At 69.8% G+C, this 26084-nt stretch carries 22 protein-coding genes; 8 read left to right on the top strand and 14 right to left on the bottom strand.

Features of this window, described 5'->3' with window-relative positions:
• Nucleotides 1–188 precede the first annotated feature (188 nt).
• From J7I97_RS01440 to J7I97_RS01430, 3 genes are all read left to right on the top strand, one after another.
• A complete protein-coding gene (locus tag J7I97_RS01440; protein WP_214930480.1) occupies nt 189–1505 on the top strand; it encodes a PhoH family protein in 1317 nt (438 codons plus the stop codon).
• Nucleotides 1506–1918: 413 nt separating this feature from the next.
• Nucleotides 1919–2626, top strand: coding sequence for a transglycosylase SLT domain-containing protein (locus J7I97_RS01435; protein ID WP_308364003.1), 708 nt, complete (start codon nt 1919–1921; stop codon nt 2624–2626).
• Nucleotides 2627–2759: 133 nt separating this feature from the next.
• On the top strand, nt 2760–4124 hold the full coding sequence (locus J7I97_RS01430; RefSeq protein ID WP_214930479.1) for an AI-2E family transporter: 1365 nt from the start codon (nt 2760–2762) through the stop codon (nt 4122–4124).
• A gap of 2 nt (nt 4125–4126) precedes the next feature.
• On the opposite strand, the gene J7I97_RS01425 is transcribed toward J7I97_RS01430, so the two are convergent.
• The 3 genes from J7I97_RS01425 to J7I97_RS01415 form a co-directional block, all read right to left on the bottom strand.
• Complete coding sequence (locus J7I97_RS01425) at nt 4127–4762, bottom strand: Uma2 family endonuclease (RefSeq protein ID WP_214930478.1); 636 nt, start codon at nt 4760–4762, stop codon at nt 4127–4129.
• Between the two features lie 140 nt (nt 4763–4902).
• Nucleotides 4903–5439, bottom strand: a complete 537-nt coding sequence (locus tag J7I97_RS01420) for an alkyl hydroperoxide reductase (RefSeq protein ID WP_053786237.1) — start codon at nt 5437–5439, stop codon at nt 4903–4905.
• A gap of 3 nt (nt 5440–5442) precedes the next feature.
• Nucleotides 5443–5997, bottom strand: coding sequence for a peroxiredoxin (locus J7I97_RS01415; RefSeq protein ID WP_214930477.1), 555 nt, complete (start codon nt 5995–5997; stop codon nt 5443–5445).
• Between the two features lie 135 nt (nt 5998–6132).
• On the opposite strand from J7I97_RS01415, the gene J7I97_RS01410 reads away from it, so the two are divergent.
• Nucleotides 6133–7080, top strand: a complete 948-nt coding sequence (locus J7I97_RS01410) for a hydrogen peroxide-inducible genes activator (protein ID WP_214930476.1) — start codon at nt 6133–6135, stop codon at nt 7078–7080.
• Nucleotides 7081–7196: 116 nt separating this feature from the next.
• Here the strand turns inward: J7I97_RS01410 and J7I97_RS01405 are convergent, their stop codons facing one another.
• From J7I97_RS01405 to J7I97_RS01385, 5 genes are all read right to left on the bottom strand, one after another.
• Complete coding sequence (locus J7I97_RS01405) at nt 7197–9551, bottom strand: ABC transporter permease (protein WP_214930475.1); 2355 nt, start codon at nt 9549–9551, stop codon at nt 7197–7199.
• Nucleotides 9548–10234 (bottom strand): ABC transporter ATP-binding protein, encoded by a 687-nt coding sequence (locus J7I97_RS01400; RefSeq protein ID WP_214930474.1) that lies wholly within the window; start codon nt 10232–10234, stop codon nt 9548–9550. The genes J7I97_RS01405 and J7I97_RS01400 overlap by 4 nt, the downstream gene beginning before the upstream one ends.
• Nucleotides 10231–10755, bottom strand: a complete 525-nt coding sequence (locus tag J7I97_RS01395; RefSeq protein ID WP_214930473.1) for a PadR family transcriptional regulator — start codon at nt 10753–10755, stop codon at nt 10231–10233. The genes J7I97_RS01400 and J7I97_RS01395 overlap by 4 nt, the downstream gene beginning before the upstream one ends.
• A gap of 244 nt (nt 10756–10999) precedes the next feature.
• Nucleotides 11000–11248, bottom strand: coding sequence for a hypothetical protein (locus J7I97_RS01390; RefSeq protein WP_214930472.1), 249 nt, complete (start codon nt 11246–11248; stop codon nt 11000–11002).
• On the bottom strand, nt 11245–12159 hold the full coding sequence (locus J7I97_RS01385) for an SPFH domain-containing protein (RefSeq protein ID WP_214930471.1): 915 nt from the start codon (nt 12157–12159) through the stop codon (nt 11245–11247). Before J7I97_RS01385 ends, J7I97_RS01390 begins: the two co-directional genes overlap by 4 nt.
• A 233-nt stretch (nt 12160–12392) precedes the next feature.
• Between J7I97_RS01385 and J7I97_RS01380 the strand changes: the two genes are divergently transcribed.
• Nucleotides 12393–14663, top strand: a complete 2271-nt coding sequence (locus J7I97_RS01380; protein WP_214930470.1) for a transglycosylase domain-containing protein — start codon at nt 12393–12395, stop codon at nt 14661–14663.
• A gap of 86 nt (nt 14664–14749) precedes the next feature.
• Here J7I97_RS01380 and J7I97_RS01375 read toward each other — a convergent pair whose 3' ends face one another.
• The 4 genes from J7I97_RS01375 to J7I97_RS01360 all read right to left on the bottom strand — a co-directional run bounded on the left by J7I97_RS01375 (nt 14750) and on the right by J7I97_RS01360 (nt 21079).
• Entirely contained in the window at nt 14750–16213 is a 1464-nt protein-coding gene (locus J7I97_RS01375; protein WP_214930469.1) for a catalase, read from the bottom strand.
• Between the two features lie 49 nt (nt 16214–16262).
• Nucleotides 16263–18515: an ATP-binding SpoIIE family protein phosphatase gene (locus J7I97_RS01370; RefSeq protein ID WP_214930468.1), complete on the bottom strand. Its 2253-nt coding sequence runs from the start codon at nt 18513–18515 to the stop codon at nt 16263–16265.
• 265 nt (nt 18516–18780) lie between these two features.
• Nucleotides 18781–19560 (bottom strand): DUF402 domain-containing protein, encoded by a 780-nt coding sequence (locus J7I97_RS01365; RefSeq protein ID WP_214930467.1) that lies wholly within the window; start codon nt 19558–19560, stop codon nt 18781–18783.
• 103 nt (nt 19561–19663) lie between these two features.
• Complete coding sequence (locus tag J7I97_RS01360) at nt 19664–21079, bottom strand: aspartate ammonia-lyase (protein ID WP_214930466.1); 1416 nt, start codon at nt 21077–21079, stop codon at nt 19664–19666.
• A gap of 107 nt (nt 21080–21186) precedes the next feature.
• On the opposite strand from J7I97_RS01360, the gene J7I97_RS01355 reads away from it, so the two are divergent.
• Entirely contained in the window at nt 21187–22716 is a 1530-nt protein-coding gene (locus tag J7I97_RS01355) for a ricin-type beta-trefoil lectin domain protein (RefSeq protein ID WP_214930465.1), read from the top strand.
• Between the two features lie 72 nt (nt 22717–22788).
• On the opposite strand, the gene J7I97_RS01350 is transcribed toward J7I97_RS01355, so the two are convergent.
• Together J7I97_RS01350 and J7I97_RS39435 are read right to left on the bottom strand one after the other, a co-directional pair.
• Nucleotides 22789–23556 (bottom strand): glycerophosphodiester phosphodiesterase family protein, encoded by a 768-nt coding sequence (locus J7I97_RS01350; RefSeq protein WP_214930464.1) that lies wholly within the window; start codon nt 23554–23556, stop codon nt 22789–22791.
• 136 nt (nt 23557–23692) lie between these two features.
• Complete coding sequence (locus J7I97_RS39435; protein ID WP_285441120.1) at nt 23693–23815, bottom strand: hypothetical protein; 123 nt, start codon at nt 23813–23815, stop codon at nt 23693–23695.
• Here J7I97_RS39435 and J7I97_RS01345 point away from each other — a divergent pair.
• Both J7I97_RS01345 and J7I97_RS01340 read left to right on the top strand, forming a co-directional pair.
• Nucleotides 23808–25376 carry a recombinase family protein gene (locus J7I97_RS01345; protein ID WP_214930463.1) on the top strand — a complete coding sequence of 523 codons (1569 nt, stop codon included), beginning with the start codon at nt 23808–23810 and terminating at the stop codon, nt 25374–25376. The genes J7I97_RS39435 and J7I97_RS01345 overlap by 8 nt on opposite strands.
• A gap of 200 nt (nt 25377–25576) precedes the next feature.
• Nucleotides 25577–26038 carry a hypothetical protein gene (locus J7I97_RS01340; protein WP_214930462.1) on the top strand — a complete coding sequence of 154 codons (462 nt, stop codon included), beginning with the start codon at nt 25577–25579 and terminating at the stop codon, nt 26036–26038.
• Nucleotides 26039–26084 lie beyond the last annotated feature (46 nt).

The following is a 26084-nucleotide window of genomic DNA, read 5'->3' as shown; positions in this document are numbered from 1 at the left end:
TGCCCGATCCACGGGTGTCGAGTCTCAGCGGACGGCATGGGGTCGTCCGCCCGGGAGGCCCTTTGCACCAGGACGCACGTGCGGTTCGCACGGACGGAGTGGGAGGGCCGGAAATCGGCCCTGGCATGGGTGCCGATGACCGGTCCGGTCTTCATGGCCCGACCTCTTCCGAGGGGGTACGTCCTTCCGTGGTGACCAGCACAAAGCGCCGCCTGCCCGACAGGCGGACTTACGTCCTCGACACCAGCGTCCTGCTGGCAGACCCCAACGCGATCTCCCGCTTCGACGAGCACGAGGTCGTGCTCCCGATCGTGGTGATCACCGAGCTGGAGGCAAAGAGGCACCATCCCGAGCTCGGCTACTTCGCCCGTCAGGCCCTGCGCCTGCTCGACGACTTCCGGGTTCGCTACGGTCGCCTCGACGCCCCCATCCCGCTGGGCGATCTGGGCGGCACCCTGCGTGTCGAGCTCAACCACTCCGACCCCGGTGTCCTGCCGGCAGGCTTCCGACTGGGGGACAACGACTCGAGGATCCTCGCGGTCGCCCGCAATCTCCAGGCCGAGGGCTACGACGTCACGGTCGTCTCGAAGGATCTCCCACTGCGCATCAAAGCCTCCTCCGTGGGGCTGCTTGCCGAGGAGTACCGGGCGGAGCTCGCGATCACCGACGCCGGCTGGACCGGCATGAGCGAGATCTCCCTCTCCGGGGAGCAGGTGGACCTCCTCTACTCCGAGGAGCGGCTGTACGTACCCGAGGCCGCCGAACTGCCCGTGCACACCGGACTGGTCCTCCAGTCCGAGCGCGGCAAGGCGCTGGGCCGGGTCACGGCGGACGGCAATGTGAAGCTCGTACGGGGCGACCGCGAGGCCTTCGGGCTGCACGGCCGCAGTGCCGAGCAGCGCATCGCGCTGGACCTGCTGCTCGACCCGGAGATCGGGATCCTCTCGATGGGCGGCCGGGCCGGCACCGGAAAGTCGGCGCTGGCGCTCTGCGCGGGCCTGGAGGCCGTACTGGAGCGGAGGCAGCATCAGAAGGTGATGGTCTTCCGGCCGCTGTACGCCGTGGGCGGGCAGGAGCTGGGTTACCTGCCCGGCGACCAGTCCGAGAAGATGAGCCCCTGGGCGCAGGCGGTCTTCGACACCCTCTCGTCCGTGGCCGGGCGCGAGGTCATCGAAGAGGTACTGAACCGCGGGATGCTGGAGGTCCTGCCCCTCACGCACATCCGGGGGCGCTCGCTGCACGACGCCTTCGTGATCGTGGACGAGGCGCAGTCGCTGGAGCGCAATGTCCTGCTGACCGTTCTGTCCCGAATCGGGGCGAATTCGCGGGTCGTTCTGACCCATGATGTCGCCCAGCGGGACAACCTGCGGGTCGGCCGGTACGACGGAGTGGTGGCCGTCGTTGAGAAGCTGAAGGGGCATCCGCTCTTCGCCCACGTCACGCTGACGCGTTCCGAGCGCTCCCCGATCGCCGCGCTGGTCACCGAGATGCTCGAATCGCTGTAATCGCGAAGGGGGTAAATCCACCATAGCGGAAAAGTGAGTTGGCGCCGCCCGGCAAAGGCCCGAGAGCCTAGCCGGGCGGCGTCGTCCTGCACAGGCCTTTGTCCAAAACAGCGACGACATGCCAGGTGTGACCTTTCACACGCAACACAGAATTGCCTTGCGGTGTCGGGGTCCGGCAGAGTCTGTTTTCCGTCAGGCCCCGCATACGGCACACCTGTATCCCCTGTGGATACGCGCAGCACCAATAACTCCAGAGTCGACCGCCGTATGCCGCCCGAGCTTCACGCGGCGCTCCCCGCAAGGGAGTTGCCCACGGGCCCGCGCCTCCAGTGACCGCACCACCACGGAGGCCAGTGTCAAGGGGCACTATTGCGCCCGCGCGGTCACTGCGGACGCTGCTGGAAGGACACCGTGTGAGCCGGATCTCGGTCCGGGGATTCGCCGTGGCTTCGGCCACTGCGGTCACCACCGTCGGCGCAGTCGTGGGCGTTGCCACTGGCGACCCCGCCTCGAACGACCTCGAGACGACCGCGTCCGGCGCGACTCTCCTCACTGACATCCCGGTCGGCGAGCAGGCGATGGTCCAGAGCGCGTCCCTGACGCAGCAGGCCGACGCCATCGCCCACGCCGCCGACGCCGACGCCAAGCGCTCGGCGGAGGAGGCAGCCCGCATCCAGGCCGCCGAGGACGCCAAGTCCAAGAAGGCGGAGGCGCAGAAGGCCGCGGACGAGAAGGCCGCTCAGGAGAAGAAGGAGCGCGAGGAGAAGGAGCAGGCTGCCAGCCGCTCCGCCGCCCGCGACGCCGGCGACTTCGAGGTCCAGAGCTCCTACACGGTCGCCCAGGTCAAGGCCATCGCCCAGCAGATGGTCCCGTCCGGGCAGTTCCAGTGCTTCTCCAACATCATCAACCAGGAATCCACCTGGAACTACAAGGCCGTGAACTCGTCTTCGGGCGCGTACGGTCTGGTTCAGGCGCTGCCCGGTTCGAAGATGGCCTCGGCCGGCTCCGACTGGCGCACCAACCCCGCCACGCAGATCAAGTGGGGCCTGGGCTACATGAACGACCGCTACGGCAGCCCGTGCGGCGCCTGGAACTTCCACCAGGCCAACGGCTGGTACTAGGCAGGCCGGCCTCGCGCCGCCCGCCCGCTCAACCTCGGGGAGCCCCGCACCGTCATACGGTGCGGGGCTCCTCACGTGTACGGTCGTGCGAGGTGCCACCGAGCAGCGGGCCGGGCGGGGGGAAGGGAACGACATGACGAAGAGGGCAGGCTGGCTGGGCCGGCTCGGGAGCCGGCTGAACCGGATGGAGGCGCTGCTCAACGAGCGGCGCGCCGAAGTCGAGGCCGAGACCGCCGGTGTGCCCCGAACCCCCGTCGCGGTCCCCGTAGTCCCCCCAGTCCCCGAGGTCCCGGCAGCCCCCACGGTCGCCGCGCCCCCGGCCCACGTCGACGGGGTCCCCGTCGACGGCGGCCCGCGCGAGCGCCCCGACCCGGCCAGCGCCGTCCCGTGGGGCCTTCGCGTAGCCGCCGAGGCCAGCTGGCGGCTCCTGCTGCTCGCCGGGATGCTCTGGGTGCTGATGAAGGTGATCAGCGAAGTCCGCCTGGTCGTCCTCGCCTTCGCCGCCGCGATGCTCGTCACCGCGCTGCTCCAGCCGTTCGTGGTCCGGCTGCGCAGACTGGGCCTGCCGCGCGGGCTCGCCACCGCCGTCACCGCGATCCTCGGCTTCGTCGTCATCGGGCTGGTCGGCTGGTTCGTGGTCTGGCAGGTCATGGAGAACCTCGACGACCTCTCCGACCGGGTCCGCGACGGCATCAACGAACTCAAACTCTGGGCGCTGGACAGTCCGTTCCACGTGACCGAGAAGCAGATCAACGACATCGCGAAGAACCTCAGCGAGACCATCGGCACCAACACCGAGCAGATCACCTCCGCCGGCCTGCAAGGCGTGACGGTCCTCGTCGAGGTGCTGACGGGCATCCTGCTCGCGATGTTCTCGACGCTCTTCCTGCTCTACGACGGCCAGCGCATCTGGACCTGGGTGCTGGGCCTCGTCCCGGCGCCGGCCCGGCCGGGTGTCGCGGGCGCCGGGCCGCGCGCCTGGCGCACCCTGACCGCGTACGTCCGCGGCACGGTCCTCGTCGCGCTCATCGACGCCATCTTCATCGGCCTCGGCCTGTACTTCCTCGACGTGACGATGGCGGTGCCGCTCGCCGTCTTCATCTTCCTGTTCGCCTTCATCCCGCTCGTCGGGGCCGTGGTCTCCGGCGCCCTCGCCGTGGTCGTGGCACTGGTGACGCAGGGCCCGTTCATCGCGCTGATGGTGCTGCTCGTGGTGCTGGCCGTGCAGCAGATCGAGGGGCACGTGCTCCAGCCCTTCATCCTGGGCAGGGCGGTACGGGTCCACCCGCTCGCGGTGGTGCTCTCGGTGGCCGCCGGCGGGATGATCGCCGGGATCGGTGGAGCGGTGGTCGCCGTTCCGCTGGTCGCCGTCACCAACACGGTGGTGGGCTACCTGAAGGCGTACTCACGCGACCAGCAGCCGAACGGCGCGGCCCCGCACGGCTCGACGGCCCTTGAAACGGCGGCCCGGGAGGCCACGGGGGATCAGCGGGCCTGAGCTCAACCGGTCTCGTCGGGCGTGTCGCCTCGGCCGCTGCCGGCTAGGAGCACGGCGGCGGCGTCGAGGGTGACCTTGGCGCCGATGGAGTCGGGCAGCGTGACCTGCTGGCCGGGCGCGTAGAGGCTGTGGCTCGCATAGTCGCCGTCGGCAGGGTCGGTCAGGACGTGCAGCCGGTTGCTCTTGCGGTCGACGATGACATAGACGGGGATGGCGGCCTCCGCGTAAGCGCGGACCTTGTTCCGGAGGTCGTTGTTGAAGTTGCTGCTGGTGACTTCCAGGACCAGACGGAAGCATGCGGGGTCGTAGCAGTTGTTGCTGATGAGATGGTCTTCGATATCGGCGTCGACCAGGACGAAGTCCGGGATGGCATAGTCTTGCGGACCGCCAGGGAGCCAGACACCGACGCCCTGCGCGATCATCGTCTCTCCTCCGTGCAATCCGGCTGCATAGAAAGGGATCATGAGATCGGTGAGGGCGCATGCGTGCTTGAAGTCCGGGGGTGGGGCCACGGTGATGACTCCTCCGATGATCTCGACGCGATGACCGGGGAGCTTCTCCATGAGCCGGTTGGCCGTTTCGAGCAGGTTCTCCGGTGGTTCGTCGGCAAAGGGGTGCTCGACTGCTGCGGCAGACATGGCGCCTCCTGGTGGCTGGTGTCGAGACCATTATCGTAGGGCGATCCCGGCCATCCCGTCCGTTATGACGGCATCCACGCGAACGAGTGAAGGGGCCCCGCGACCGAAGTCGCAGGGCCCCTTCACGGGCGTACGGGGTGTTACTCGGCGGCGAGGGCAGCCTCGGCGTCGAGGGTGACCGCGACGGCCTGGATCACCGAGGCGATCTTGAAGGCCTCCTGGATCGTCTCGCGGTCGACGCCGGCCTTGCGCAGGACCTGCTCGTGCGAGTCGAGGCACTGGCCGCAGCCGTTGATCGCGGAGACCGCGAGCGACCACAGCTCGAAGTCGACCTTCTCCACGCCCGGGTTGCCGATGACGTTCATCCGCAGGCCGGCCCGCAGGGTGCCGTACTCCGGGTCGGAAAGCAGGTGGCGGGTGCGGTAGAAGACGTTGTTCATCGCCATGACCGCGGCGGCGGACTTGGCGGCGGTGTACGCCTCCGGCGACAGGGCCGCCTTCGCCTCCGGCTCCAGCTCACGCAGGACCCGCGGGGAGCGCGCGGCGATCGCGCAGGACAGGACCGTGCCCCACAGCTGCTGCTGCGGGAGGTCGCTGTTGCCGATGACCGAGCCGAGGTTCAGCTTCAGGTCCTTGGCGAAGTCCGGTATGGCGGACTTGAGGGAGTCGAGGGACATCCGTCACTCACCGGCCAGCAGCGCGCCGGCGTCCAGGGTGCCCTCGCCCTTGTTCCAGTTGCAGGGGCACAGCTCGTCGGTCTGCAGGGCGTCGAGGACCCGCAGGACCTCCTTGGGGTTACGGCCCACGGAACCGGCGGTCACCATCGTGAACTGGATCTCGTTGTTCTGGTCGACGATGAAGACGGCGCGCTGCGCGAAGCCGTCCTCGCCCTGCACGCCACAGGCCTGCATGAGCTCGTGCTTGGAGTCGGCCAGCATCGGGAAGGGCAGGTCACGCAGGTCGGCGTGGTCCTTGCGCCAGGCGTGGTGCACGAACTCGGAGTCGCCGGAGACGCCGAGGATCTGGGCGTCACGGTCGAGGAACTCGTCGTTCAGCTTGCCGAAGGCAGCGATCTCGGTCGGGCAGACGAAGGTGAAGTCCTTCGGCCAGAAGAACACCACACGCCACTTGCCCTCGTAGGTCTTGTGGTCGATCTGCGCGAACTCGCTGCCGGCCTCGAGCGAGACGCAAGCGGTCAGGTCGTAGGTGGGGAACTTGTCACCGACAGTGAGCACGTGCTCTCCTTGCAGACGGGAAAGTGAACCCTTTTGGGGGCTTTCCAGGGGGTTGGACGTATCTCACATGCTGACACAGCTGCATTGATTGCGGAAATAGCTAGTCTTGTGGCGGGTGATCGGAGGTTCCTATCAGTGGCTGTCGGTAATAGGGGAGCGAAGCAGGCGACGCTCGCGCAGTTGCGTGCCTTCGCGGCTGTCGCCGAACATCTGCACTTCCGGGACGCGGCCGCCGCGATCGGGATGAGCCAGCCCGCGCTCTCCGGGGCGGTCTCCGCGCTGGAGGAGGCGCTCGGGGTGCAACTGCTGGAGCGGACCACGCGGAAAGTACTGCTGTCGCCGGCCGGGGAGCGGATCGGGGTGCGGGCGCGGGCGGTGCTCGATGCCATGGGCGGGCTGCTGGAGGAGGCCGAGGCGGTACGGGCGCCCTTCACCGGGGTCCTGCGGCTCGGGGTGATCCCCACCGTGGCCCCCTACCTGCTGCCGACCGTGCTCGGGCTGTTCCACCGGCGCTACCCCGGGATGGACCTCCAGGTGCACGAGGAGCAGACGGCCTCGCTGCTGGAGGGGCTGGCCGGGGGGCGGCTCGATCTGCTGCTGCTCGCCGTGCCGCTGGGGGTGCCCGGAGTCACCGAACTGCCCCTCTTCGACGAGGACTTCGTACTCCTCGCGCCCCGGGAGCACCCGCTCGCCGGGCGGCGGGACGTTCCGCTGGAGGAACTGCGGGGCCTGCAACTGCTGTTGCTGGACGAGGGGCACTGCCTGCGCGACCAGGCCCTGGACATCTGCCGCGAGGCGGGGCGCAGCACCGGGGCGGACGTCACCACGACCGCCGCCGGGCTGTCCACCCTCGTACAACTGGTCGCCGGGGGACTGGGGGTGACGCTGTTGCCGCGTACCGCGCTGCGGCTGGAGACGGCCCGCAACGAGTACCTGGCCACCGGGTACTTCGCCGAGCCCGCGCCCTCGCGTCGGATCGCGCTGGCGATGCGTACGGGGACGGCCCGGCAGGAGGAGTTCCGGGCGATCGCGGCGGCGCTCCGGGAAGCGGTACGCCCGCTCCCGGTATGGCCCACCGATTAGGGGGACGGCGGGCTTCCGGGAACGGGCGTACGTGACGGGGCGCGGGCGGGTGCGGGTGATGCGGGTGATGCGGGCGATGCGGGCGGGTGCCGGCGGTGCGGACAGGCGCGGGCGGGCTACTCCGTCCGCAGGCCGTCCGGGCGCATCAGACGCAGCAGCGGCGGCACGCTGAGCAGGGTCACCAGGACGACCACGCCCGCGCCGGTCCCGGTCATCGCCAGGACCGAACTCCAGTCGATCCGTACGGGGACGGCCGTCATCCGCATCAGCACCGACCCCAGGGCGAGGCCCACCGCGGTGGCCAGCACCATGCCCAGGGTGATCGGCAGCGCCGTCTGCCACAGCACCGACAGGCTGAGCGTGGAGCGCTTGGTGCCGAAGGCGACCAGGGCCGAGAGCAGCTTCTTGCGCTCGCGCAGCTGCTCCAGCTGCGAGACCAGCAGACTCGCGCCGATCAGCACCAGCACCCCGGCGGCGCCGAAGAACAGGCCGGTCCGGATCGAGGAGAACCGGGGGGCGGGCTGCTGGGACGTGAGGGTCATGGCGGTGGCCATCGGGGCTGCCTTGAAGGCCGCGGTCCGCGCCCGGTCCAGGGCGTCCGGGACGGAGTCGTCGAGCTGGATGAAGACCTGGGCGAACGCCTCGAAGGGGTCGATCCCCTTGGGCGCCACCGACGGCGTCACGAGCAGGCCGGTGCGCAGCTGGCCGGTCGGGTCCTTCCGGCTGGGCACCGTACGGGCGTTCGCGGGCACGGTCCACGGGACGGCCTTCTTGAAGTGCTCCAGCCCCATCACATTGCCCGCGAAGATCTGCTGGCCGGGTGCGGCCGTCGCGCCGTACGGGCCGGAGACCCCGGGGTCGGCTCCGGTCAGGATGAAGGCGTCGCCCTCATTGCAGGAGTCGAGTACCGCCACCTCGCGCAGGGAGTCGCAGGTGCCGATCGTGATCTCGATCCTGCGATCCATCTCGGGCACCTTGGCCGCGCCGTTGACCTCGGTCAGCGGCACCGCCCGGGTGATCCCACGGGTCTGGCCGAGCTTCTTGCCGAGGGAATCGATGTCCACGGGGCCCGAGCCGGAGTGGGTCATCACCGAAAGCGAGGCGCGGGAGGGGTCCTGGCCGGTGTCCTGCGTGTAGGTGTCCTCGGTGCCCGCGAAGAGCATCTGGAGGGCGATGGCCCCGGCCACGGCGACGGCGATGCCGTTGACCAGCCGGGCGGCCGTACCGCTGCTGATCTGGAGCCGGCGCACGGCGAGTTGCCAGGACACCGGTCCGCCGGAGATCCCTCCGACGAGGCGCTCCAGCAGCCAGGGCAACAGGGCCGTGATACCGACCAGGAGCAGCACCACGCCGCCGCTGACCTGCCACTGGTTGAACGCGCCCTGGTCGTTGCCGCGGCCCATCAGCGGGGCGAGCAGGCCGAGTCCGGCGAGCGGCATCAGCAGCCGCCACCAGATGCGTCGCCGCCGCTGCTTGGCGGTGCGTACGACGCCGAGCGGTTCGATGACCACGCCGCGCAGGGCGAGCAGGGTCACGGCGACGGCCGCCGCGGGCACGGCGACCGCGACGAGCGCGGCCAGCCACGGCGCCGGGTCGAGGTCGGCCGGGAAGACGCTGCGCTGCTGGAGGGACACCTGGCCGACGAGCTGCCGGGAGACCGCGAAGAAGCCCGCGCCGAGCACGAGGCCGATGACCGATCCGGCCAGCGCCTCGCCCGCGGCGATCCTGCGGACCATCCGGCTGTCGGCGCCGATCAGGCGCAGCGCGGCCAGCCGTCGGTCGCGGCGCTCCCCGCCGAAGCGGACGGCGGCCGCGATGAACACGGCGACGGGCATGAGCAGGGCGACGAACGTCAGGACGACCAGCAGCATGAGGTCCGGGCGCAGCGGCTCGGCCTCGAAGGTGTTGGCGAAGCCGGTGATGCGCTGGACGCGCGAGTACTCGTCGACGTCGGCCTTGTGGAGCCAGTCGGTGCCCGCGTAGAAGTAGAGCTCGCCGGGGCCGACCAGGCCGGCGTCACCGATGGTCTGGGTGATCTTCCCGTCGAGGCGTTCGCGCAGCAGCTTGCCGTCGGCGGACTTCAGCAGCGTGTGCAGGGCGGGCGAGACCGCCAGTTCGCCGGGGCCGGGGATCTCCTTCAGGCCGGGCGGAACGGGGGCGTCCGGGCCCTCGGCCCTGACGAAGATCCCGTCCACGTCCGTGGCGTGGTACGTCTGGGAGGCCCTCGCGATGAGCAGGGTGTCGCGCCCGGCCGCATCGGCGGTCGGCGCGCTCACGGTGCTGCGGGCGTCGCCGCGCGCGTCGCGGGCGGCCAGGGCGCTCGGCAGTGCGGTGCTGACCAGCAGCAGTGCGACGCCGAGGCCTACGCCTATGCCGGTGAGCAGGGTGCGGGTCCAGCCCTCGCGGCCGCCGGCGAAGGCGAACCGGGTGCCCATGGCGAGGTCGCGGGCCCATACCTGGAGCTTGCTCATACGATGCGCTCCATGTCGCGGGACTTGCCGTCGCGTACGACGATCTCGCGGTCGGAGTACGCGGCCACGCGGGTCTCGTGCGTGACGAGGACGACGGCCGCGTTGGCGGACCGGGCGGCCTCGGTGAGCAGCTGCATCACCAGCTCGCCGTTGAGGGAGTCGAGGGCGCCGGTCGGCTCGTCGGCGAAGATCACGCGGGGTCCGGTGACCAGGGCGCGGGAGACGGCCACGCGCTGGCCCTGGCCGCCGCTGACCTCGCCGGGGCGCTTGGCGCCGAGGTCGTCGACCTGGAGCCGCTCCATCCACTGCAGGGCGGTCCGTTCGGCCTCCTTGCGCTTCACGCCGTTCAGGCGGAGCGGGAGGGCGACGTTCTCCACGCAGGTCAGCTCCGGGACGAGCTGGCCGAACTGGAAGACGAAGCCGAAATCGCTGCGGCGCAGGGCGCTGCGCTCGGCGTTGTTCATGGCGGACAGCTCGCGGCCGGCGTAGGTGATGGTGCCGGAGTCGGGCGTGACGATCCCGGCGAGGCAGTGCAGGAGGGTCGACTTGCCGGAGCCGGAGGGCCCCATGACGGCGACGACCTCGCCCGGGTGGATGGAGAACTCGGCGCCGTCGAGGGCGTTGGTGGGCCCGTACGCCTTACGGAGAGCCGTGGCGCTGAGCAGGGTTCCGGCCGGGATCATCGGCGTACCTCCTGGGCGAGCTGATCGAGGCGGGCGGCCGTGAGTTCGAGCCACCGGAGGTCCGCTTCGAGGTGGAACAGGGCGTGGTCGCAGACGAGCTGGTCGGAGAGGTCACCCTTGCGCTTGCGCTGGGTCAGGATGCGCATGAGCCGCAGGTGTTCGGCGCGCTGGGTGTCCAGCAGCCCGGTGGCGCTGCGGCCGGTGAGCAGGGCGAGGACGACCTTCGTGTACAGGGTCGAGTGGAGGTACGGCTCGGGCTTCTCGGGCTGCGAGAGCCAGGCCTCGACATCGGTGATGCCGGCGTCGGTGATGGCGTACCGCTTGCGCTCGGGACCGCCGCCGCTCTCGATGCCGTCGACCTCGACGAGGCCGTTCCTCAGGAGGCGGGACATGGTCGAGTAGACCTGTCCGTAGGCGAGGGGGCGGTCGTGCCCGAACTTCTCGTCGAAGGCGCGCTTGAGGTCGTAACCGTGGCGCGGGCCGGCCTCCAGGAGGCCGAGCAAGGTGTGACCGATGGACATGCCCAGGACTCTACATGCGGTGTATACCCTCGCTGTATACGCACCGTGTATAGCTGCCTCGAGTGCTGATGTCTGTGCAGGTCAGGCCCGATTGTCACGATTCCGCACGCGCTCGGCCGGAGCGGCGCGACGCGGATCGCCTGGCGCGAGGCCCGCGCGGCCGTGGCGCGGACCTCACCCCGCTCCTGACCGACCCCGGCCCGGGCCGCCGAGGAGGCCGCGGGGACTGAGCCCTGCCCTGCCCTCAGCCCTGGTCCGGTGACTTCGGCGGGCGGCCGCGGCGGGGGATGGGGCCCGGGGCCGAGGGGAGGCGGCCCGCCTCGGCCAGGGCGCGGCGGAGCAGGAACTCGATCTGCGCGTTGGCGCTGCGGAGTTCCTCGCCGGCCCAGCGCGCGAGCGCGTCGTACACCTGCGGGTCGAGCCGCAGCAGTACCTGCTTGCGTGACTGCCGCCCCGCCCGCGCGCCCGGCTCCCGCTCGCGGTCGGGGCTCACTGGTAGAGGGTGCCCGTGTTCACGACCGGCTGGGCGGCGCGGTCGCCGCACAGGACCACCATCAGGTTCGAGACCATCGCGGCCTTGCGCTCCGGGTCCAGGTCCACGATCTCATCCTCCGCCAGGCGGTTCAGGGCCAGTTCGACCATGCCCACCGCCCCTTCGACGATCTGCTTGCGCGCCGCCACGACCGCGCCCGCCTGCTGGCGCTGGAGCATCGCGGAGGCGATCTCCGGAGCGTACGCGAGATGCGTGAAGCGGGATTCGATGATGTGGACGCCCGCCGCCTCGACCCGGGCGTGGAGTTCGGCCGCCAGCTTCTCGGTGATCTCCTCGGCGTTGCCGCGCAGCGACAGGCCGCCCTCGTCGTGCGCGTCGTAGGGGTACTCGATCGCGATGTGGCGGACCGCTGCCTCGGTCTGCGTCTCCACGAACTCGGTGAAGTCCTCCACCTCGAACACCGCCCGCGCCGTGTCCTCGACCCGCCACACCACGACCGCCGCCAGCTCGATCGGGTTGCCGTACGCGTCGTTGACCTTCAGGACGGCCGTCTCGTGGTTGCGGACCCGGGTGGAGATCTTCTCGCGCGACGTCAGCGGGTTCACCCAGCGCAGTCCGTCCGCCCGGATCGTGCCCCGGTAGCGGCCGAACAGCTGGACCACGCGCGCCTCGCCCGGCGCGACCGTGTTGAGCCCGCTCGTCGCGATGAGGGCGGCGAGGCACAGCAGCACGCCGGCCACGACGAGGGTCACCTTCACACCGGCGACGGCAGAGCCCGCGCCAAAGGCTATGAGGCCCGCCCCGGCCACCACACCCGCCACGCCGAGCAGCAGGGCCAGCCCGCCGCCGACGCTGCGCGCCGTGAACTCCCGTACCTCGCACGCCGTTCCGGTACCTGATGCGTTTGTCATCGACTGCCCCCGTTTGTTTGGTCGTGGTCGGTCAGACCCTCTAGCAAAGTGATATCACTTTATCTGGCCACCGCAACCCTTGGGCCCTGCCGCGCGTCGGTTCCCATGGTGTGGGTGCTGATTCTCACGTCCGATATGACCGGTATTGATCAGGGTTAGTCAACCTTTGTCACAGCCTGCGGTGTTAGTTTTCTGAGCTGACGTCGGGGGGGTAAACGAGCGGAGCGGGAGCGATGGGCCGAGCAGAAGCACGACGGGCGCAGCAGCAGCGCGGTGCCCGGCGGGCACCGAGCGGGCGCGCCAAGGGCGGTAAGGAGCGCGCGGGCAAACCGTCCGGCATACGCCGCTTCTTCACCTGGAAGAAGATCCTCGGGACGTTCTTCGGGATGATCCTGCTCGGCATGGCCACGCTGGTCGTCCTCTACTACTCCGTGGACGAGCCGAACCCGAACAAGAACGCCATGCTCCAGAGCAACGTCTACAAGTACTCGGACGGCTCGCTCATGGCCCGCACCGGTGAGCTCAACCGGGAGATCCTGCCGATCGACAAGATCCCGGAGGACGTCCGGACGGCCTTCATCGCGATCGAGAACAAGTCCTTCTACAAGGACCAGGGCATCGACCTGATGGGCGTGGGCCGGGGCCTGTTCAACACGGTCACGGGCAAGGGCAAGGCCGGTGGTTCGACGATCACCCAGCAGTACGTCAAGAACTACTACCTGACCCAGGACCAGTCGGCGACGCGCAAGATCCGGGAGCTCATCATCTCCCTCAAGGTCGACCAGCGCATGGAGAAGAACGACATCCTCGCCGGCTACCTGAACACCAACTTCTACGGGCGCAACGCGTACGGGATCCAGGCCGCCGCCCAGGCCTACTACGGCGTGGACGCCGAGAAGCTCACCCTGGAGCAGGCCGCCTACCTCGCCGCCGTCATCCAGGCCCCCAGCCAGTACGACTGGGCGACCGCCGGCCCGAACGGCAAGCGGCTCGTCATGATCCGCTTCAACGCCGTCCTCGACAACATGGTCGAGATGGGCAAGCTGCCCGCGGAGAAGCGCAAGGAACTCAAGTTCCAGGAGCCGGTCCAGCCCAAGGCTCCCCCCGGCATGGAGGGCCAGAAGGGCTACCTGGTCCAGGCCGCGACGGCGGAGCTCACCAGGCAGGGGATCCCCGAGTCGGAGATCACGGCCGGCGGCTGGACGATCACGCTCAACATCGACAAGAAGAAGCAGCAGGCGATGGAGAAGGCGGTCCAGGACGAGCTGGAGGCCAAGCTCGACCGCAAGGACACCAAGAACCGGCCCGTCGACCAGAGCGTGCAGGCCGGCGCCACCTCCGTGGACCCGAAGACCGGCGCCATCGTCGCCATGTACGGCGGCCTGGGCCGGGCCCAGCAGTGGAACAGCAACGCCCTGCGGACCGACTACCAGCCGGGATCGACCTTCAAGCCGATCGTGCTCGCCTCCGCCCTGGAGACCAAGGCGACCACGCAGGACAACAAGCAGATCACCCCGAACACCCTGTACGACGGCACCAGCAAGCGCCCGGTCGTCGGCAGCGATGTCGCGTTCGCCCCGCAGAACCAGGACGACAAGGACTACGGCGACCCGATGATCACGGTGCAGGACGCCACCAACTCATCGGTGAACTCCGTCTACGCCCAGATGATCGTCGACGTGAAGCCGAAGAACGTGAAGAAGACGGCCCTCCAGCTCGGCATGCAGGACCGTGACGGCTGGCCCGAGGACAAGCCGGCCATGTCGCTCGGCACCATGAGCGCCAACACGGTGGAGATGGCCGGCGTCTACGCGACCTTCGACGCCCACGGCAAGAAGGTCACCCCGACCATCGTGAAGTCCGCCGAGCACAAGGACCGGGACTTCAAGCCGGTCCAGGCGGTGGGCAGCCAGGCCATCACCCGCGAGACCGCCGACACCGTCACCAAGGTGCTCACCGGGGTCGTCAACAACGGTTCCGGCCGGGTCGTCAAGAGCTCCGCCTACGAGGCCGCGGCGAAGACGGGTACGACCGAGAGGAACGTGGCCGGCTGGTTCACCGCGTACACCCCGGAGCTCGTCACCGTCGTCGCGATCTTCGGTGAGGAGCCCGGCACCCACAAGCAGGTCACCCTGACGGGTACCGCCGACGGCGGCCGGGCGGGCGGCGGTACCTTCCCCGCCGAGATCTGGAAGGCGTACACGCTCGCCGCGCTCAAGGGTGTGGACACGGGCGAGTTCAAGCTGCCCGACGCGGACATGGGCCCCACGCAGGCGCCGACCCGCAGCACCTCCCCGTCGAACACGTCGAGCCAGTCCGCGAGCACCAGCACCCCGCCGCCCAGCAGCAGGCCGCCGGTGAGCCCGAACCCGAGCCAGAGCTCACCGAAGCCGGACCCGAGCAAGAGCTCACCGAAGCCGGACCCGAGCAAGAGCTCCCCGAAGCCGGACCCGAGCAAGAGCCTGCCGAAGCCGCCGGAACCGCCGCTGTTCCCGGAGACGTAGCAGGCACGACCGCCGCCCCGCAGCACGCATGCTGCGGGGCGGCGGTGTTTTCCGTAGGCCTTTTCGGTAGGTCTTTTCCGTGGGCCTCAGCTGCCCGTGACCGCCGCCGCGATCCGGTCGCCCGTGGTCTTGTCGATGTTGCGCCAGTACTGGAAGGCGCGCTCCCGGACCGGGCCGCTGACCCCGGCCAACAGGTGCCCGCTGACATTCGAGACGAGGCGGTCGCGGGCCGCGTCGTCCAGCACCTGCCGGACCATGGTGCCCGGCTGGCCCCAGTCGTCGTCCTCGCGGTGCAGGGTGTACGCCGCGTGGACCATCTCGCCCGCGGTCGCCCAGCCGGCCGGCTCGCCGAAACGGCCGGTGTCCGCGGCCGGGCCGCCGTACGAGTTGGGCGCGTACGGGCGGGCCGCGTTCGACGCCTCGAAGCGCATCGCGCCGTCCTTCGCGTACGAGGAGACCAGCGAGCGGGACCGGTTCGGCGGGAGCTGCGCGTAGTTCGCCCCGATCCGGTACCGGTGCGTGTCCGGGTACGAGAACAGCCGGCCCAGCAGCATCTTGTCCGGCGACGGGCCGATGCCCGGCACCAGGTTGGAGGGCTCGAAGGCGGCCTGCTCGATGTGGATGAAGTAGTCGTCCGGATTCTTGTCCAGGGTCATCCGGCCGACGTCGATCAGCGGGTAGTCGCCGTGCGGCCACACCTTGGTCAGGTCGAACGGGTTGAACCGGTAGTCCGGCGCGTCCTCGAACGGCATGACCTGCACCTTCATCGTCCAGCTCGGCGGCTCGCCGCCCGCGATCGAGTCGAAGAGGTCGCGCCGGTGGTAGTCGGCGTCCTCGCCCGCGATGCGGTCGGCCTCGTCCTGGGTGAGGAACTCGATGCCCTGGTCCGTCTTGATGTGGTACTTGACCCAGAACCTCTCGCCGCCCGCGTTGACCCACATATAGGTGTGCGAGCTGTAGCCGTTCATGTGCCTGTATGACCTCGGGACGCCCCGGTCGCCCATCAGCCACGTCACCATGTGCGCGGACTCGGGGGACAGCGTCCAGAAGTCCCACTGCATGTCGTTGTCGCGCAGCCCGTTGTCCGGGCGGCGCTTCTGCGAGCGGATGAAGTCCTGGAACTTCATCGGGTCCCGTACGAAGAAGACCGGGGTGTTGTTGCCGACCAGGTCGTAGTTGCCGTGTTCGGTGTAGAACTTCAGGGCGAAGCCGCGCGGGTCCCGCCAGGTGTCGGGGGAGCCCTGCTCTCCCGCGACCGTCGAGAACCGGGCCAGCATCTCGGTCCTGCGGCCCGGCTGGAACACGTCGGCCTTCGTGAACTGGCTGACGTCATTGGTTACCTGGAAGACGCCGTACGCGCCCGCGCCCTTGGCGTGGACCACCCGCTCAGGGACCCGTTCACGGTTGAACTGGGCCATCTTCTCGATCAGGTAGTGGTCCTGGAGCAGGATCGGGCCGTCGGGGCTCACGGTGAGCGAGTGTTCGTCGCTCTCCACCGGGACCCCGGCGTTGTTGGTCGTGTACGGAATCTTCTGTGCGTCCTGGGTCACGAGCGTCCTCCCCTGGGGGTCGGTTGGGTCGCTCCGCTCTTCTGCCCAGTCAACGCCGGTCATGCGCCCCCGGCAACGGGAGCTCGAACCAGACCACCTTCCCGCTGCTCAGCCGGGTGGCGCCCCAGCGGCGGGCCATCCGGTTCACCAGGAACAGGCCGCGGCCGCCCTCGTCGGTGTCCCGGGCCCGGCGCTGGCGGGGCAGCTGCGGGGAGTCGTCGCCGACCTCGCAGCGCAGTACGTCCGTACGCAGCAGGCGCAGGGTCACGGGCCGCTCGGCGTACCGCACGGCGTTCGTGACCACCTCGCTGACCAGCAGTTCCAGGGAGTCCTGGAGCTCCTCCAGGCCCCATCGGGTCAGCGCGCGGCGGGCGAGCCGGCGGGCCCGGCCCGGAGCGGTCTCCTCCGGGTCCAGGAACCAGTACGCGACGTCACTGGGCGCGATCCCGTCGAAGCGGGCCGCGAGCAGCGCGATGTCGTCGTCCCGGTCGCCCGGGCCGAGCATGTCCAGGACGTCGTCGCACAGGGCCTCCAGCGGCGGCGGGTGGTCCAGGCCGGTCAGCCGGGCGGTGGTGGCCAGGCGCTCGCGGAGCTGCTCGATGCCGGTCCAGACGTCCCGCAGGCGCGACTCCACCAGGCCGTCGGTGTACAGCAGCAGGGTGGCCCCGGCCGGGGCGTCCAGCTCCACGGCCTCGAAGTCCACGCCGCCGACCCCGATCGGGGCGCCGGGGGGTACGCGGAGCACCTCGGCGCGGCCGCCCAGGTGCAGGAGCACCGGCGGCGGGTGGCCGGCGTTGGCGATGGTGATCCGGTGCGAGACGGGGTCGTACACCGCGTACAGGCAGGTGGCCATGCGGTCGGAGCCCAGGCGCTGCGCCTGCTCGTCCAAGTGGTGCAGGACCTCGGCCGGCGGGAGGTCGAGCTGCGCGAGGGTCTGGGCCGTCGTACGCAGCTGTCCCATGATCGCGGCGGAGGTCATGGAGTGGCCCATGACATCGCCGACGACCAGCGCGACCCGGCTGCCGGGCAGCGGAATGGCGTCGTACCAGTCGCCGCCGACCCGCGCGGTCTCGGCGGCAGGCAGGTAGCGGGAGGCCAGGCGGACGCCGGTGGGCTGGGGCAGGCTGTCCGGGAGCATGGTGCGCTGGAGCTCGTCGGCGATGTACGCCTCGCGGCCGTACAGAACGGCCTTGTCGATGCCGAGCGCGGTGTGGGTGGCCAGCTGGGCCGCGACCAGGAGGTCGTTCGTCTCGAAGGCGGGCCGGTCCGGGGTACGCAGGAACACGGCCGCGCCGATCACCCGTCGGCGGCCCCGCAGCGGCGCCAGGATGGCCCGCTGGCCGCGCGGTACGGGGTGCTCCGCGCCCAGCAGCTCCGGCAGGGCGGCCCTGGCGGCGGCGGAGGACCCGAAGACGGGCCGTACGCCGCGCAGCACCTCGGCGAGGGCCCCGCCGGGGCGGATCTCGCACAGCTCGGCGGCGGGCAGGTCACCCTGCGGGCCGACCAGCTGCAACTGGCTGAAGTCGAGCTCGCCGGCGGCCCCCGCGGCCCCGGCGCCCTCCGCTCCGGTCAGGTCGTCGATCGGCCGGAGCCGGTCGGTGCGCCGCAGCCTTAAAACGACCGGGCCGACGGGGCGCTCGTCGCCCACGGGAAGGGGGTCGCGGAGGTAGACGAGGATGGCGTCCGAGAAGGTCGGTACGGTGGCCCGGCACAGGCCGAGCACGATCTCGTCGAGGTCGATACCGCGGGCGATCCGACGGGTGGCGGCGCCGACGAAGCGCAACCGGTCGCCTTCCCGGCGCGCCGCGCTGACCTCCGGTATCCCGTCGCCGCCGTGGCGGCCGGTGCCGCCTGCTCCGCTGTCGGTGCCGACAGAGGTGACGGCGTTGACGACGCTCTGACCCGGCGCCTGGGCGGTGTCTCCGGACAGGCCGGCGCCGACCGCCGCGCCGACGGCGCCGCTGACTGCTCCGCCGGCCCGGCCTCCGACCGTGCCTTCGCGGGGCCGGGCGGGATCGGTGGGCCCGCCGTGCCCGGTGCCGCCGCCCGCCGCGTTCCGGGCGGCCGCGCCGTCCCGGGTACGGGCGTTGCCCTCGCCCTGGCCGGGCTCCCCGGCGGACGGGGCCCCGGCCGACGGGGCTGCCGCGCCGCGGGGCCTGGGAACGTCGGAGCCCGGGCCTTGCGCATGCGTGCGTACGGCCTCGGCGGCCGCGATGGGGGCCTTACCGTGGCCGGGCTCGTCCGTACCTCCGCCGGAGGCAGCGGGCTGCGGGCCCTCCTGGGAGGTGGGGTACTCCGTCACGCGTGGAATTCCGTCCGTTTGCGCTCGATGTGCGCTGCACTCAACTCGGTCAGTCGCGGTATACCCGCTCAGCGGCGGGGGCACCACCACCCCGCGGTTCCGCGTCCGGCTCGTTACCTCTCGCTCTGCGTTGATCTCCGGTCAAGTCCCGTGTACGGCACGTTATTTACGGATGTCCAGCTTCCAGCAACGCCGCAGACGAACCGGCGGGCGACCCCAGCGGAGGACGATCCTACGTTTGTACCCCGGGGGCGCATCAAGGGTCTCATGACGTCATATGAGCCGGGGTGCGGTCCCAGTCCTCGGGCAGAACCGGAACACCCCAGCCCGGATCCGGCCGCCAGTCCTGCCAGCCGTCGGAGAACGGCGGCCCCCAGGCCCGGATCACGTCCACGGCCGCGTGACCGGCCTCCCGTACCCGCCGCGCCTGCTCCCGGTCCATCAGCCCGCTGCGCTGCGCCTCGGCGAACTCGTCCTCGTCCAGCCACTTCCAGCTGCGGTCCGGGTGGACGGCGATGTCCAGGAAGTGGTCCTCGGAGTCCACCCCGCCGGCCCACCGGGAGCGCGGCTCCTCCAGGTTCACGTACCAGTTCTTGAACTGCCAGCCCCGCTCCCAGAACAGCCACACCGACCAGGGGTCGCCCGGGCGGGCCAGCTTCAGGACTCCCGTGCCGAACCAGCGCGCCCGCACGGTGGAGCGCGGTGCGGTGTAGCGGGTGGCGAGGGGCTCGGCGTGCACGGGGGTGCCGTCGGCGAGGACCGGTTTGACGCATTCGGTGCCGGGGGCCATCCACACGGCCAGCAGGTCCTGCGTGTCCTGGACCACGGTCACCGGGCGGCAGATGTGGACCGGGCCCTTCAGGCCCGGGGCATGGTCGCGGTAGCGCCAGAGGATCTGCTCCCCGGGCGCCCAGTGCGTGCCCTGGGTCCCGCCCCGGGCGGTGCCCCGGGCTCTGCTCGGGGTCGCCCCCCGGGCCCCGCCGTGCGCATCGCCGTGCGCATCGCCGTGGGCGTCGCCGCCCCCGCGGCCTCCGGTACCTGTCATGCGCAGATCTTAGGGCTGGGGCCGGTACGCATGCTGCGGTGCAGGTCACGGAGGTGTCAGGGGACGGGAAACGACCGAATCCGGCCCCTGTCCGAGGGTGCGCTCAGGGCCGGGTCATCCGCAGGACGTCGAGGGCCTCGTCCAGTTGCTCCACGGTGAGGTCGCCGCGGTCGACGTAGCCGGACTCCAGCACGACCTCCCTGATCGTCTTCCGTTCCGCCAGGGCCCTCTTGGCGACCTTGGCCGCCTCCTCGTAGCCGATGTACCGGTTCAGCGGGGTCACCACGGAGGGCGAGGACTCGGCGTACTCCCTGGCCCGCGCGGTGTTGGCGGTGATTCCGTCCACCGTGCGGTCGGCCAGCAGGCGGCTCGCATTGCCGAGCAGACGGATCGATTCGAGCAGGTTCCGGGCCATCACCGGGAGCATCACATTGAGCTCGAAATTGCCGGCCGCGCCCGCCACGGCGACCGTCGTGTCGTTCCCCGTCACCTGCGCGGCGACCATCAGGACGGCCTCCACGATCACCGGATTGACCTTGCCAGGCATGATCGAGGACCCCGGCTGGAGATCCGGGAGATTGATTTCGGCCAATCCGGTGCGCGGCCCCGACCCCATCCAGCGCAGGTCGTTGGAGATCTTCGTGAGCGAGACGGCGATGGTACGGAGCATCCCCGAGGTCTCCACCAGCGCGTCCCGGGCCCCCTGGGCCTCGAAGTGGTTCCGCGCCTCGGTCAGCGGCAGCCCGGTGGCGGCGGCCACCTCGGCGATCACGGCGGCGGAGAACCCGGGCGGGGTGTTGATCCCGGTGCCCACCGCGGTCCCGCCCAGCGGCAGCTCGGCGAGCCGCGGCAGGACCGCGCGCAGCCGCTCGATGCCGTAGCGCAGTTGGGCGGCGTACCCGCCGAACTCCTGGCCCAGGGTGACCGGAGTGGCGTCCATCAGGTGCGTCCGGCCGGCCTTGACCACCTCGGCGAACTCGTCGGCCTTGCGCTCCAGGGCGAGCTCCAGGTGGCGCAGGGCGGGGATGAGCTCATGGGTGACGGCGGCGGTCGCGGCGATGTGAATCGAGGACGGGAAGACGTCGTTGGAGCTCTGCGAGGCGTTGACGTGGTCGTTGGGGTGCACGGGGCGGCCGAGCCGCTCGGAGGCCAGGGTGGCGACCACCTCGTTGGTGTTCATGTTGGACGAGGTCCCGGAGCCGGTCTGGAACACGTCGACCGGGAAGTGCTCGTCCCAGCGCCCCTCGGCGACCTCGGCGGCCGCGGACCGGATGGCCTCGGCGACGTCCTCGTCCACCACGCCGAGCCGCGCGTTGACCTGCGCGGCCGCGGCCTTGATCCGGGCCAGGGCCTCGATGTGGGCGCGCTCCAGCCGCTGCCCCGAGATGGGGAAGTTCTCCACCGCGCGCTGGGTCTGGGCCCGCCACTTGGCGTGCGCGGGCACCCGCACCTCGCCCATGGAGTCGTGCTCGATCCGGTACTCGATCGGGTGGTCGTCGGGCTGCTGATTTCGGGTCATCTTCGTAGCCTCCTCAAAAAGTTGAGCAATTGTCTTGTTCGAAGTGTTCCCAACTCCCCTACTGGCCAGTAAATACCGTGGGTAACACTGACATCGGGGAGGCGTTCATGGCACGTGCACGTTCGAAGCCCAGGCTCAGATCTACCTTCGCCGCAGCCGCGGCGATCGCGGCCGCCCTCGGGGGCGTCACCGCCATCACCCCCATGGCCCAGGCGGCCCCTTCCGCCGGGGCCGCCGTCACACCCCTCTCGCCCGAACTGGAGGCGATCCGCGCCGCGGAGGCCACCAAGATCTACGGCGACCCGGCCGTCCGCCCGCTGGGCGAGCGCAAGACCGGCCTGATCTCGCTGGGCGACAGCGAGATATCGGGCGAGGGCGTCGGCAACTACGACCCCGCGACCAACACGGCGAGCAACCAGTGCCACCGTTCACCGGACTCGGCGATCCACCGCACCGGCATCCCGGCCGACCTGACGTTCAACGTCGCCTGCTCCGGCGGGTACACCGGCAACATCAGGATCGGCGGCAGCAAGCAGTACGCCGACGAGCTGGTGCAGAGCGACAACCTCGCCATCAAGGCCCGCAACACGAAGATCAAGATGGTGCTGCTGGTCGCCGGGGCCAACGACGACCTCCAGTTCGGCCCGGTCATGACCGACTGCGTGACCCGCTGGGTGCTCAGCCAGGGCACCTGCGAGCCCAAGTACGGTCCGGGCTGGCAGGCGCGCGTCGACGGCCTGAAGCCCAAGGTGGAGTCCACCGTCGCCGACCTCAAGACGGTCATGCGCGACGCCGGCTACGCCGACTCCGACTACAAGCTGGTCGTGATGGGCTACCCGAGCCCCATCGGCCCTGACTTCTACGACAACCCGAGCTTCCCCGGCAAGCTCCCCGGAGGCTGCGCCGGTTACGACTCCGACGCCGCGTGGGGCCGCAACTACGCGGTGCCCACCTTCGAGAAGGGCATGCGCGCGGCGGCCCTCGCCTCCGGCGCGACGTACCTGGACAACTCACGGCTCTTCCACGGCCACGAGGTCTGCATGGAGGACAGCTGGGCCCGCGGGCTCTACCTGGACCTCGGGGACCACTTCCCGTGGGACGAGAACACCGCCCGCCAGTCCTTCCACCCGAACTACCGGGGCCACGGCGCGTTCGCGTCCTGCCTGACCCAGCTCTACAACTCCGGCCTGCACGAGGCCTCTTGCGCCGACCCGGCGAGCACGGGCACCCCGGTCCTCCAGGCCGGCGGCTGGGACTCCCTCTACGCGCCCCTCAAGAACGAGGCGACCGGCAACTGCCTCGACGCCAACGGCGGCTCCAGCGCCAATGACACCAAGGTGCTGGGCTGGGACTGCCACGGCGGCCGGAACCAGGGCTGGTGGTACGACACCGCCCGCAAGTCCCTCCACATCGAGCTCACCCACGACCGCTGCCTGGACGCCCCCGGCGCCAACTACGGGGCAGGCGCCGGTCTGATCATCTGGAACTGCCACGGCGGAGCCAACCAGCAGTTCCTCCGCGACGGCGCCACCATCCGCCCCGCGGCCGCCCCGGGCATGTGCCTGACCGTGGCCGCCGCCCACGACCCGCTGCGCCTGCAGACCTGCAACGGCTCCGCCAGCCAGCGCTTCATCTGACCGCCTGCTCCACATCGACCCCCCACACCCGGCCGGCGCACCCCGGCCGGGTGTTCCCACGCCGGATACCGCTCAACGGCGGCGCAGGTACTCCCGTACCTCCCGGGGCCGGTTCGTGATCAGGGTGTCCACCCCGAGCCGCAGGCACAGCTCCACGTCCTCGGGCTCGTCGACCGTCCAGACGCGCACGCGCAGCCCCTTGGCCTTCAGCCGCGCCACCAGCCCCGGGTCTTTGCGCAGCAGGTCGATACCGGGCCCGGCGTGCGTGGCGAACGGCGGCCGCGCGGGCCGCAGCCGCCGCTCCATCAGGTACACGGCGGGCAGGCCGGGCGCGAGCCGGTGAAGCCGAGTCAGGGCATTGCGCGAGAAGCTCATCACCTCCACGAGCCCGTCGGCGCCGTCGGCGAGCCCGTGCTCCTTGAGCACCCGCACCAGCTCGGCCTCCAGCCGTCCGCCGGCCCGGGTGGGGTGCTTGGTCTCGACGGCCAGCCCGACGGGCCGGCCCGCGACCAGCGCCTCCTTGAGCAGGTCCTCGAACAGCAGCACCTGCGCCCCGCAGTGCTCCTCGCCCTTCCACCGCCCGAAGTCGAGTGCGGCCAGCTCCTCGTACGTCATGGCCGACACCACCCCGCGCCCGTCGGAGGTCCGCTCCACCCGCCGGTCGTGCACGCACACGAGCCGCCCGTCGGCACTCAGCCGTACGTCGCACTCCAGCGCGTCCGCGCCGTCGGCGATGGCCTGCCGGTACGCGGCGAGGGTGTGCTCGGGGTGCTCGTGGGAGGCCCCACGGTGGGCGATGACCCGCACGTCGCGGGCGGTGCGAAGAGACAGCTGTGTCATGGCAGAGACGTTAACGGGATGCGGTGACCACCCCGGTGCAGCATGCCGCACCGGTGGCCGAACAGTTCGTGACATCGCGCGCGGCAGCCGGTGCGCGAGCCGCTGCGCGGGGGAGGTCCCCGCGCAGCGGGACGGGTTAGGCCAGGCCCGGGCCGCGGACCGGGATGTGGGTGAAGGTCGGCTCCGGGGCCGGGTTCTGGAAGAAGTCGTTCGGCTTGTTCTGCTCGCGGGAACTCCCGTAGCATCCGGCCATGATCAAGCACCCGAGGGTCCTGGGGAACGTCCGGCTGTCCATCCTGAAGGACGACACCACCAGCCCCGAGAAGCAGCGGCACGCCGTCGAACACTGGACCGCCGGGCCTGCCGTCGGCGGCCGGATAGTCGGTTGGGCTGAAGACCTGGACGTGTCCGGGGCCATGCACCCGTTCAAGCGCCCCGGCCTCGGTCCCTGGTTCGCCGAGCGGGCCGACGAGTGGGACGTGTTGGCGGTGTGGAAGCTGGATCGGCTCAGCCGGAAGGCTGGCCACTTCGCGGAAATCTTCGAGTGGTGTCAGCAGCACGGTAAGGCCATCGTTTCCGTGACTGAGGGCATCGACATGAGCACCCCCATGGGGAAGATGTTTGCTCAGATCATCGCGGCCTTTGCCGAGGGTGAGCTAGACACGATTCGTGCCCGTGCCCTTTCCGGTTCGGCAGCTCGTAAGGCCAAGGGTGTTTGGATTGGTGGCGTAGAGCCGTACGGATACCACTTTGAGCGGCAGGAAGGTGGTGGGAAGAAGCTTGTTCAGGATCCCAATTACGCGGAACTGTTTCGTGAAATTGTGGAGCTCCTGAAGGGTGACTGGTCCTCTTACAAGATTGCCGTTGATCTGAATAAGCGTGGCGTTCCTACGTGGCGGGATCATCTCCGGATTGTGAAGGGGGAAGAACCGAGGGGTGTGGCGTGGACGGCGAACGCGATTCGCGCCATCGTCATGAATCCTACCGTGGCAGGGCTTTACACCCACAAGGGCGAGAACGTCGTAGACGACAACGGCGAGAGCGTCCGGATCACCGATAGTCCGTTGATGGAGTTCGCGGAATGGTCGGAATTTGTGGCCGCACTGAAGAGCGACCGACCCGTTCGACGGGCTACACCTTCACGCTCGATGCTCGGTGGTGTTGCTACTTGTCAGAGCTGCGGGTCCAGGATGTCTTCCAATAAGAAGGTGAAGGCGAATGGCACGGTGCACCATTACTACGGTTGCAACAACGTCAACACCGGAACCTGTCCGAGCCCCAACCGCATCCGACGAGATGACCTGGATACTGCTGTCGGTTCGTTCATAAATGTCACGCTGGGGCCCCTGCCTGTTATGGAGAGGGCTGGAAATACGATCAGTCAGGCCAAGGTGGAGCTTGCCGAGGCTGAGGCCATTCTTGACAGGCTGGAAGCCGATTACCTTGCTGGACGCTTGAAGTCGGATGTTCAGGTTGAGCGGTACTGGGGGCAGCACGGCTTTCAGTCGGCCAGGGTCGAGCGACTGAGAGAGGAAATCAAGGCGGCTGAGGACGCTCCGGCTTGGAAGGAGACGGGGCGCACCTACTCCGAGGAGTGGGCGACGAAGGACGATGAGCAGAAGCGCGTATTTCTGCAACGGCACAGAGTTGCCGTGACCGTTGGAAGCACAGAGGACGGCTCTCGCCGTGTGCTCGTCCGGGTACCGGAAGTGGTCGAGATTGCTGAAGAGACCGGCCTGCATGTTCCCGAAGGCTACGAATGGACCGCTCCTGAAGCCGAGTTCATCCTTCCGGCCCGCAGGGCCTACAAGCGGAAGTAGCTAGATCCAAACACCGAAGCTTCACTGACCCCCGTTGCGTGTAAACGCATCGGGGGTCTCTTCATGCCCGAGCGTTTAAACGGCCTTCCTTGAGTCCGCCACCCCTGGCGGGTTAGAACCTAGACATACAGGACCGCACAACGGCCCCGGATGGCCGGGGCCTTTCTGTGCCCGCATTTACCCGGAGGGGAACCGGACCGATGACCTTTGCCGAACAGTACGCGGACGCTATCGAGGGGCGCAGAGTGAAGCTGCGAAAGCGCGGGTTCGCCCTTGCGGCTGAGACGGTTCCCCCGACCGGGCAAGCCGCACTGTGGTACGCCGACGCGGTTCGATGCGTCCCGCGTAGTGGTCAGGCCGTGGCGCGGCAGATAGCCCGCTTGTGCGGCGACGACTCCGAGGTGACCATTCCGTGGCGTTCCCTCGCCGAGGCTGTCGGCATACGCGACCGGGCCGGAAACCTTCGCCGCTACACGGAGCGTGGAGCGAAAGCCCTAACCGATGCCGGATGGCTGGAAATCGAAACGGTTGGGAGCAAGCGCGGAGCGAAGACGACGTTTCGTCTCCTGCCCGGCGATCGTTCCTCTGCATGCCTGGGACAGATCGACGCTAAGGAGTGGTTCACCATCGACGCTAAGGAGTGGTTCACCGAGGCGGCCTGAACGGCCCTCGGCGACTTATGGCCTTAGCCTCGATTCTTCAGCGGCC

The organism is Streptomyces sp. ISL-87 (assembly GCF_018614095.1).
Classification (GTDB): Bacteria; Actinomycetota; Actinomycetes; order Streptomycetales; family Streptomycetaceae; genus Streptomyces.
This window is presented reverse-complemented; position numbering and strand designations above follow the sequence as displayed.

What these genes read in the sequence shown, in the direction of transcription:
- J7I97_RS01365 (WP_214930467.1), bottom strand. Translation starts at nt 19,560, where the DNA reads ATGACAGGTACCGGAGGCCGCGGGGGCGGCGACGCCCACGGCGATGCG.
- J7I97_RS01425 (WP_214930478.1), bottom strand. Translation starts at nt 4,762, where the DNA reads ATGTCTGCCGCAGCAGTCGAGCACCCCTTTGCCGACGAACCACCGGAG.
- J7I97_RS01430 (WP_214930479.1), top strand. Translation starts at nt 2,760, where the DNA reads ATGACGAAGAGGGCAGGCTGGCTGGGCCGGCTCGGGAGCCGGCTGAAC.
- J7I97_RS01345 (WP_214930463.1), top strand. Translation starts at nt 23,808, where the DNA reads ATGATCAAGCACCCGAGGGTCCTGGGGAACGTCCGGCTGTCCATCCTG.
- J7I97_RS01355 (WP_214930465.1), top strand. Translation starts at nt 21,187, where the DNA reads ATGGCACGTGCACGTTCGAAGCCCAGGCTCAGATCTACCTTCGCCGCA.
- J7I97_RS01420 (WP_053786237.1), bottom strand. Translation starts at nt 5,439, where the DNA reads ATGTCCCTCGACTCCCTCAAGTCCGCCATACCGGACTTCGCCAAGGAC.
- J7I97_RS01340 (WP_214930462.1), top strand. Translation starts at nt 25,577, where the DNA reads ATGACCTTTGCCGAACAGTACGCGGACGCTATCGAGGGGCGCAGAGTG.
- J7I97_RS01360 (WP_214930466.1), bottom strand. Translation starts at nt 21,079, where the DNA reads ATGACCCGAAATCAGCAGCCCGACGACCACCCGATCGAGTACCGGATC.
- J7I97_RS01350 (WP_214930464.1), bottom strand. Translation starts at nt 23,556, where the DNA reads ATGACACAGCTGTCTCTTCGCACCGCCCGCGACGTGCGGGTCATCGCC.
- J7I97_RS01400 (WP_214930474.1), bottom strand. Translation starts at nt 10,234, where the DNA reads ATGATCCCGGCCGGAACCCTGCTCAGCGCCACGGCTCTCCGTAAGGCG.
- J7I97_RS01395 (WP_214930473.1), bottom strand. Translation starts at nt 10,755, where the DNA reads ATGTCCATCGGTCACACCTTGCTCGGCCTCCTGGAGGCCGGCCCGCGC.
- J7I97_RS01380 (WP_214930470.1), top strand. Translation starts at nt 12,393, where the DNA reads ATGGGCCGAGCAGAAGCACGACGGGCGCAGCAGCAGCGCGGTGCCCGG.
- J7I97_RS01385 (WP_214930471.1), bottom strand. Translation starts at nt 12,159, where the DNA reads ATGACAAACGCATCAGGTACCGGAACGGCGTGCGAGGTACGGGAGTTC.
- J7I97_RS01405 (WP_214930475.1), bottom strand. Translation starts at nt 9,551, where the DNA reads ATGAGCAAGCTCCAGGTATGGGCCCGCGACCTCGCCATGGGCACCCGG.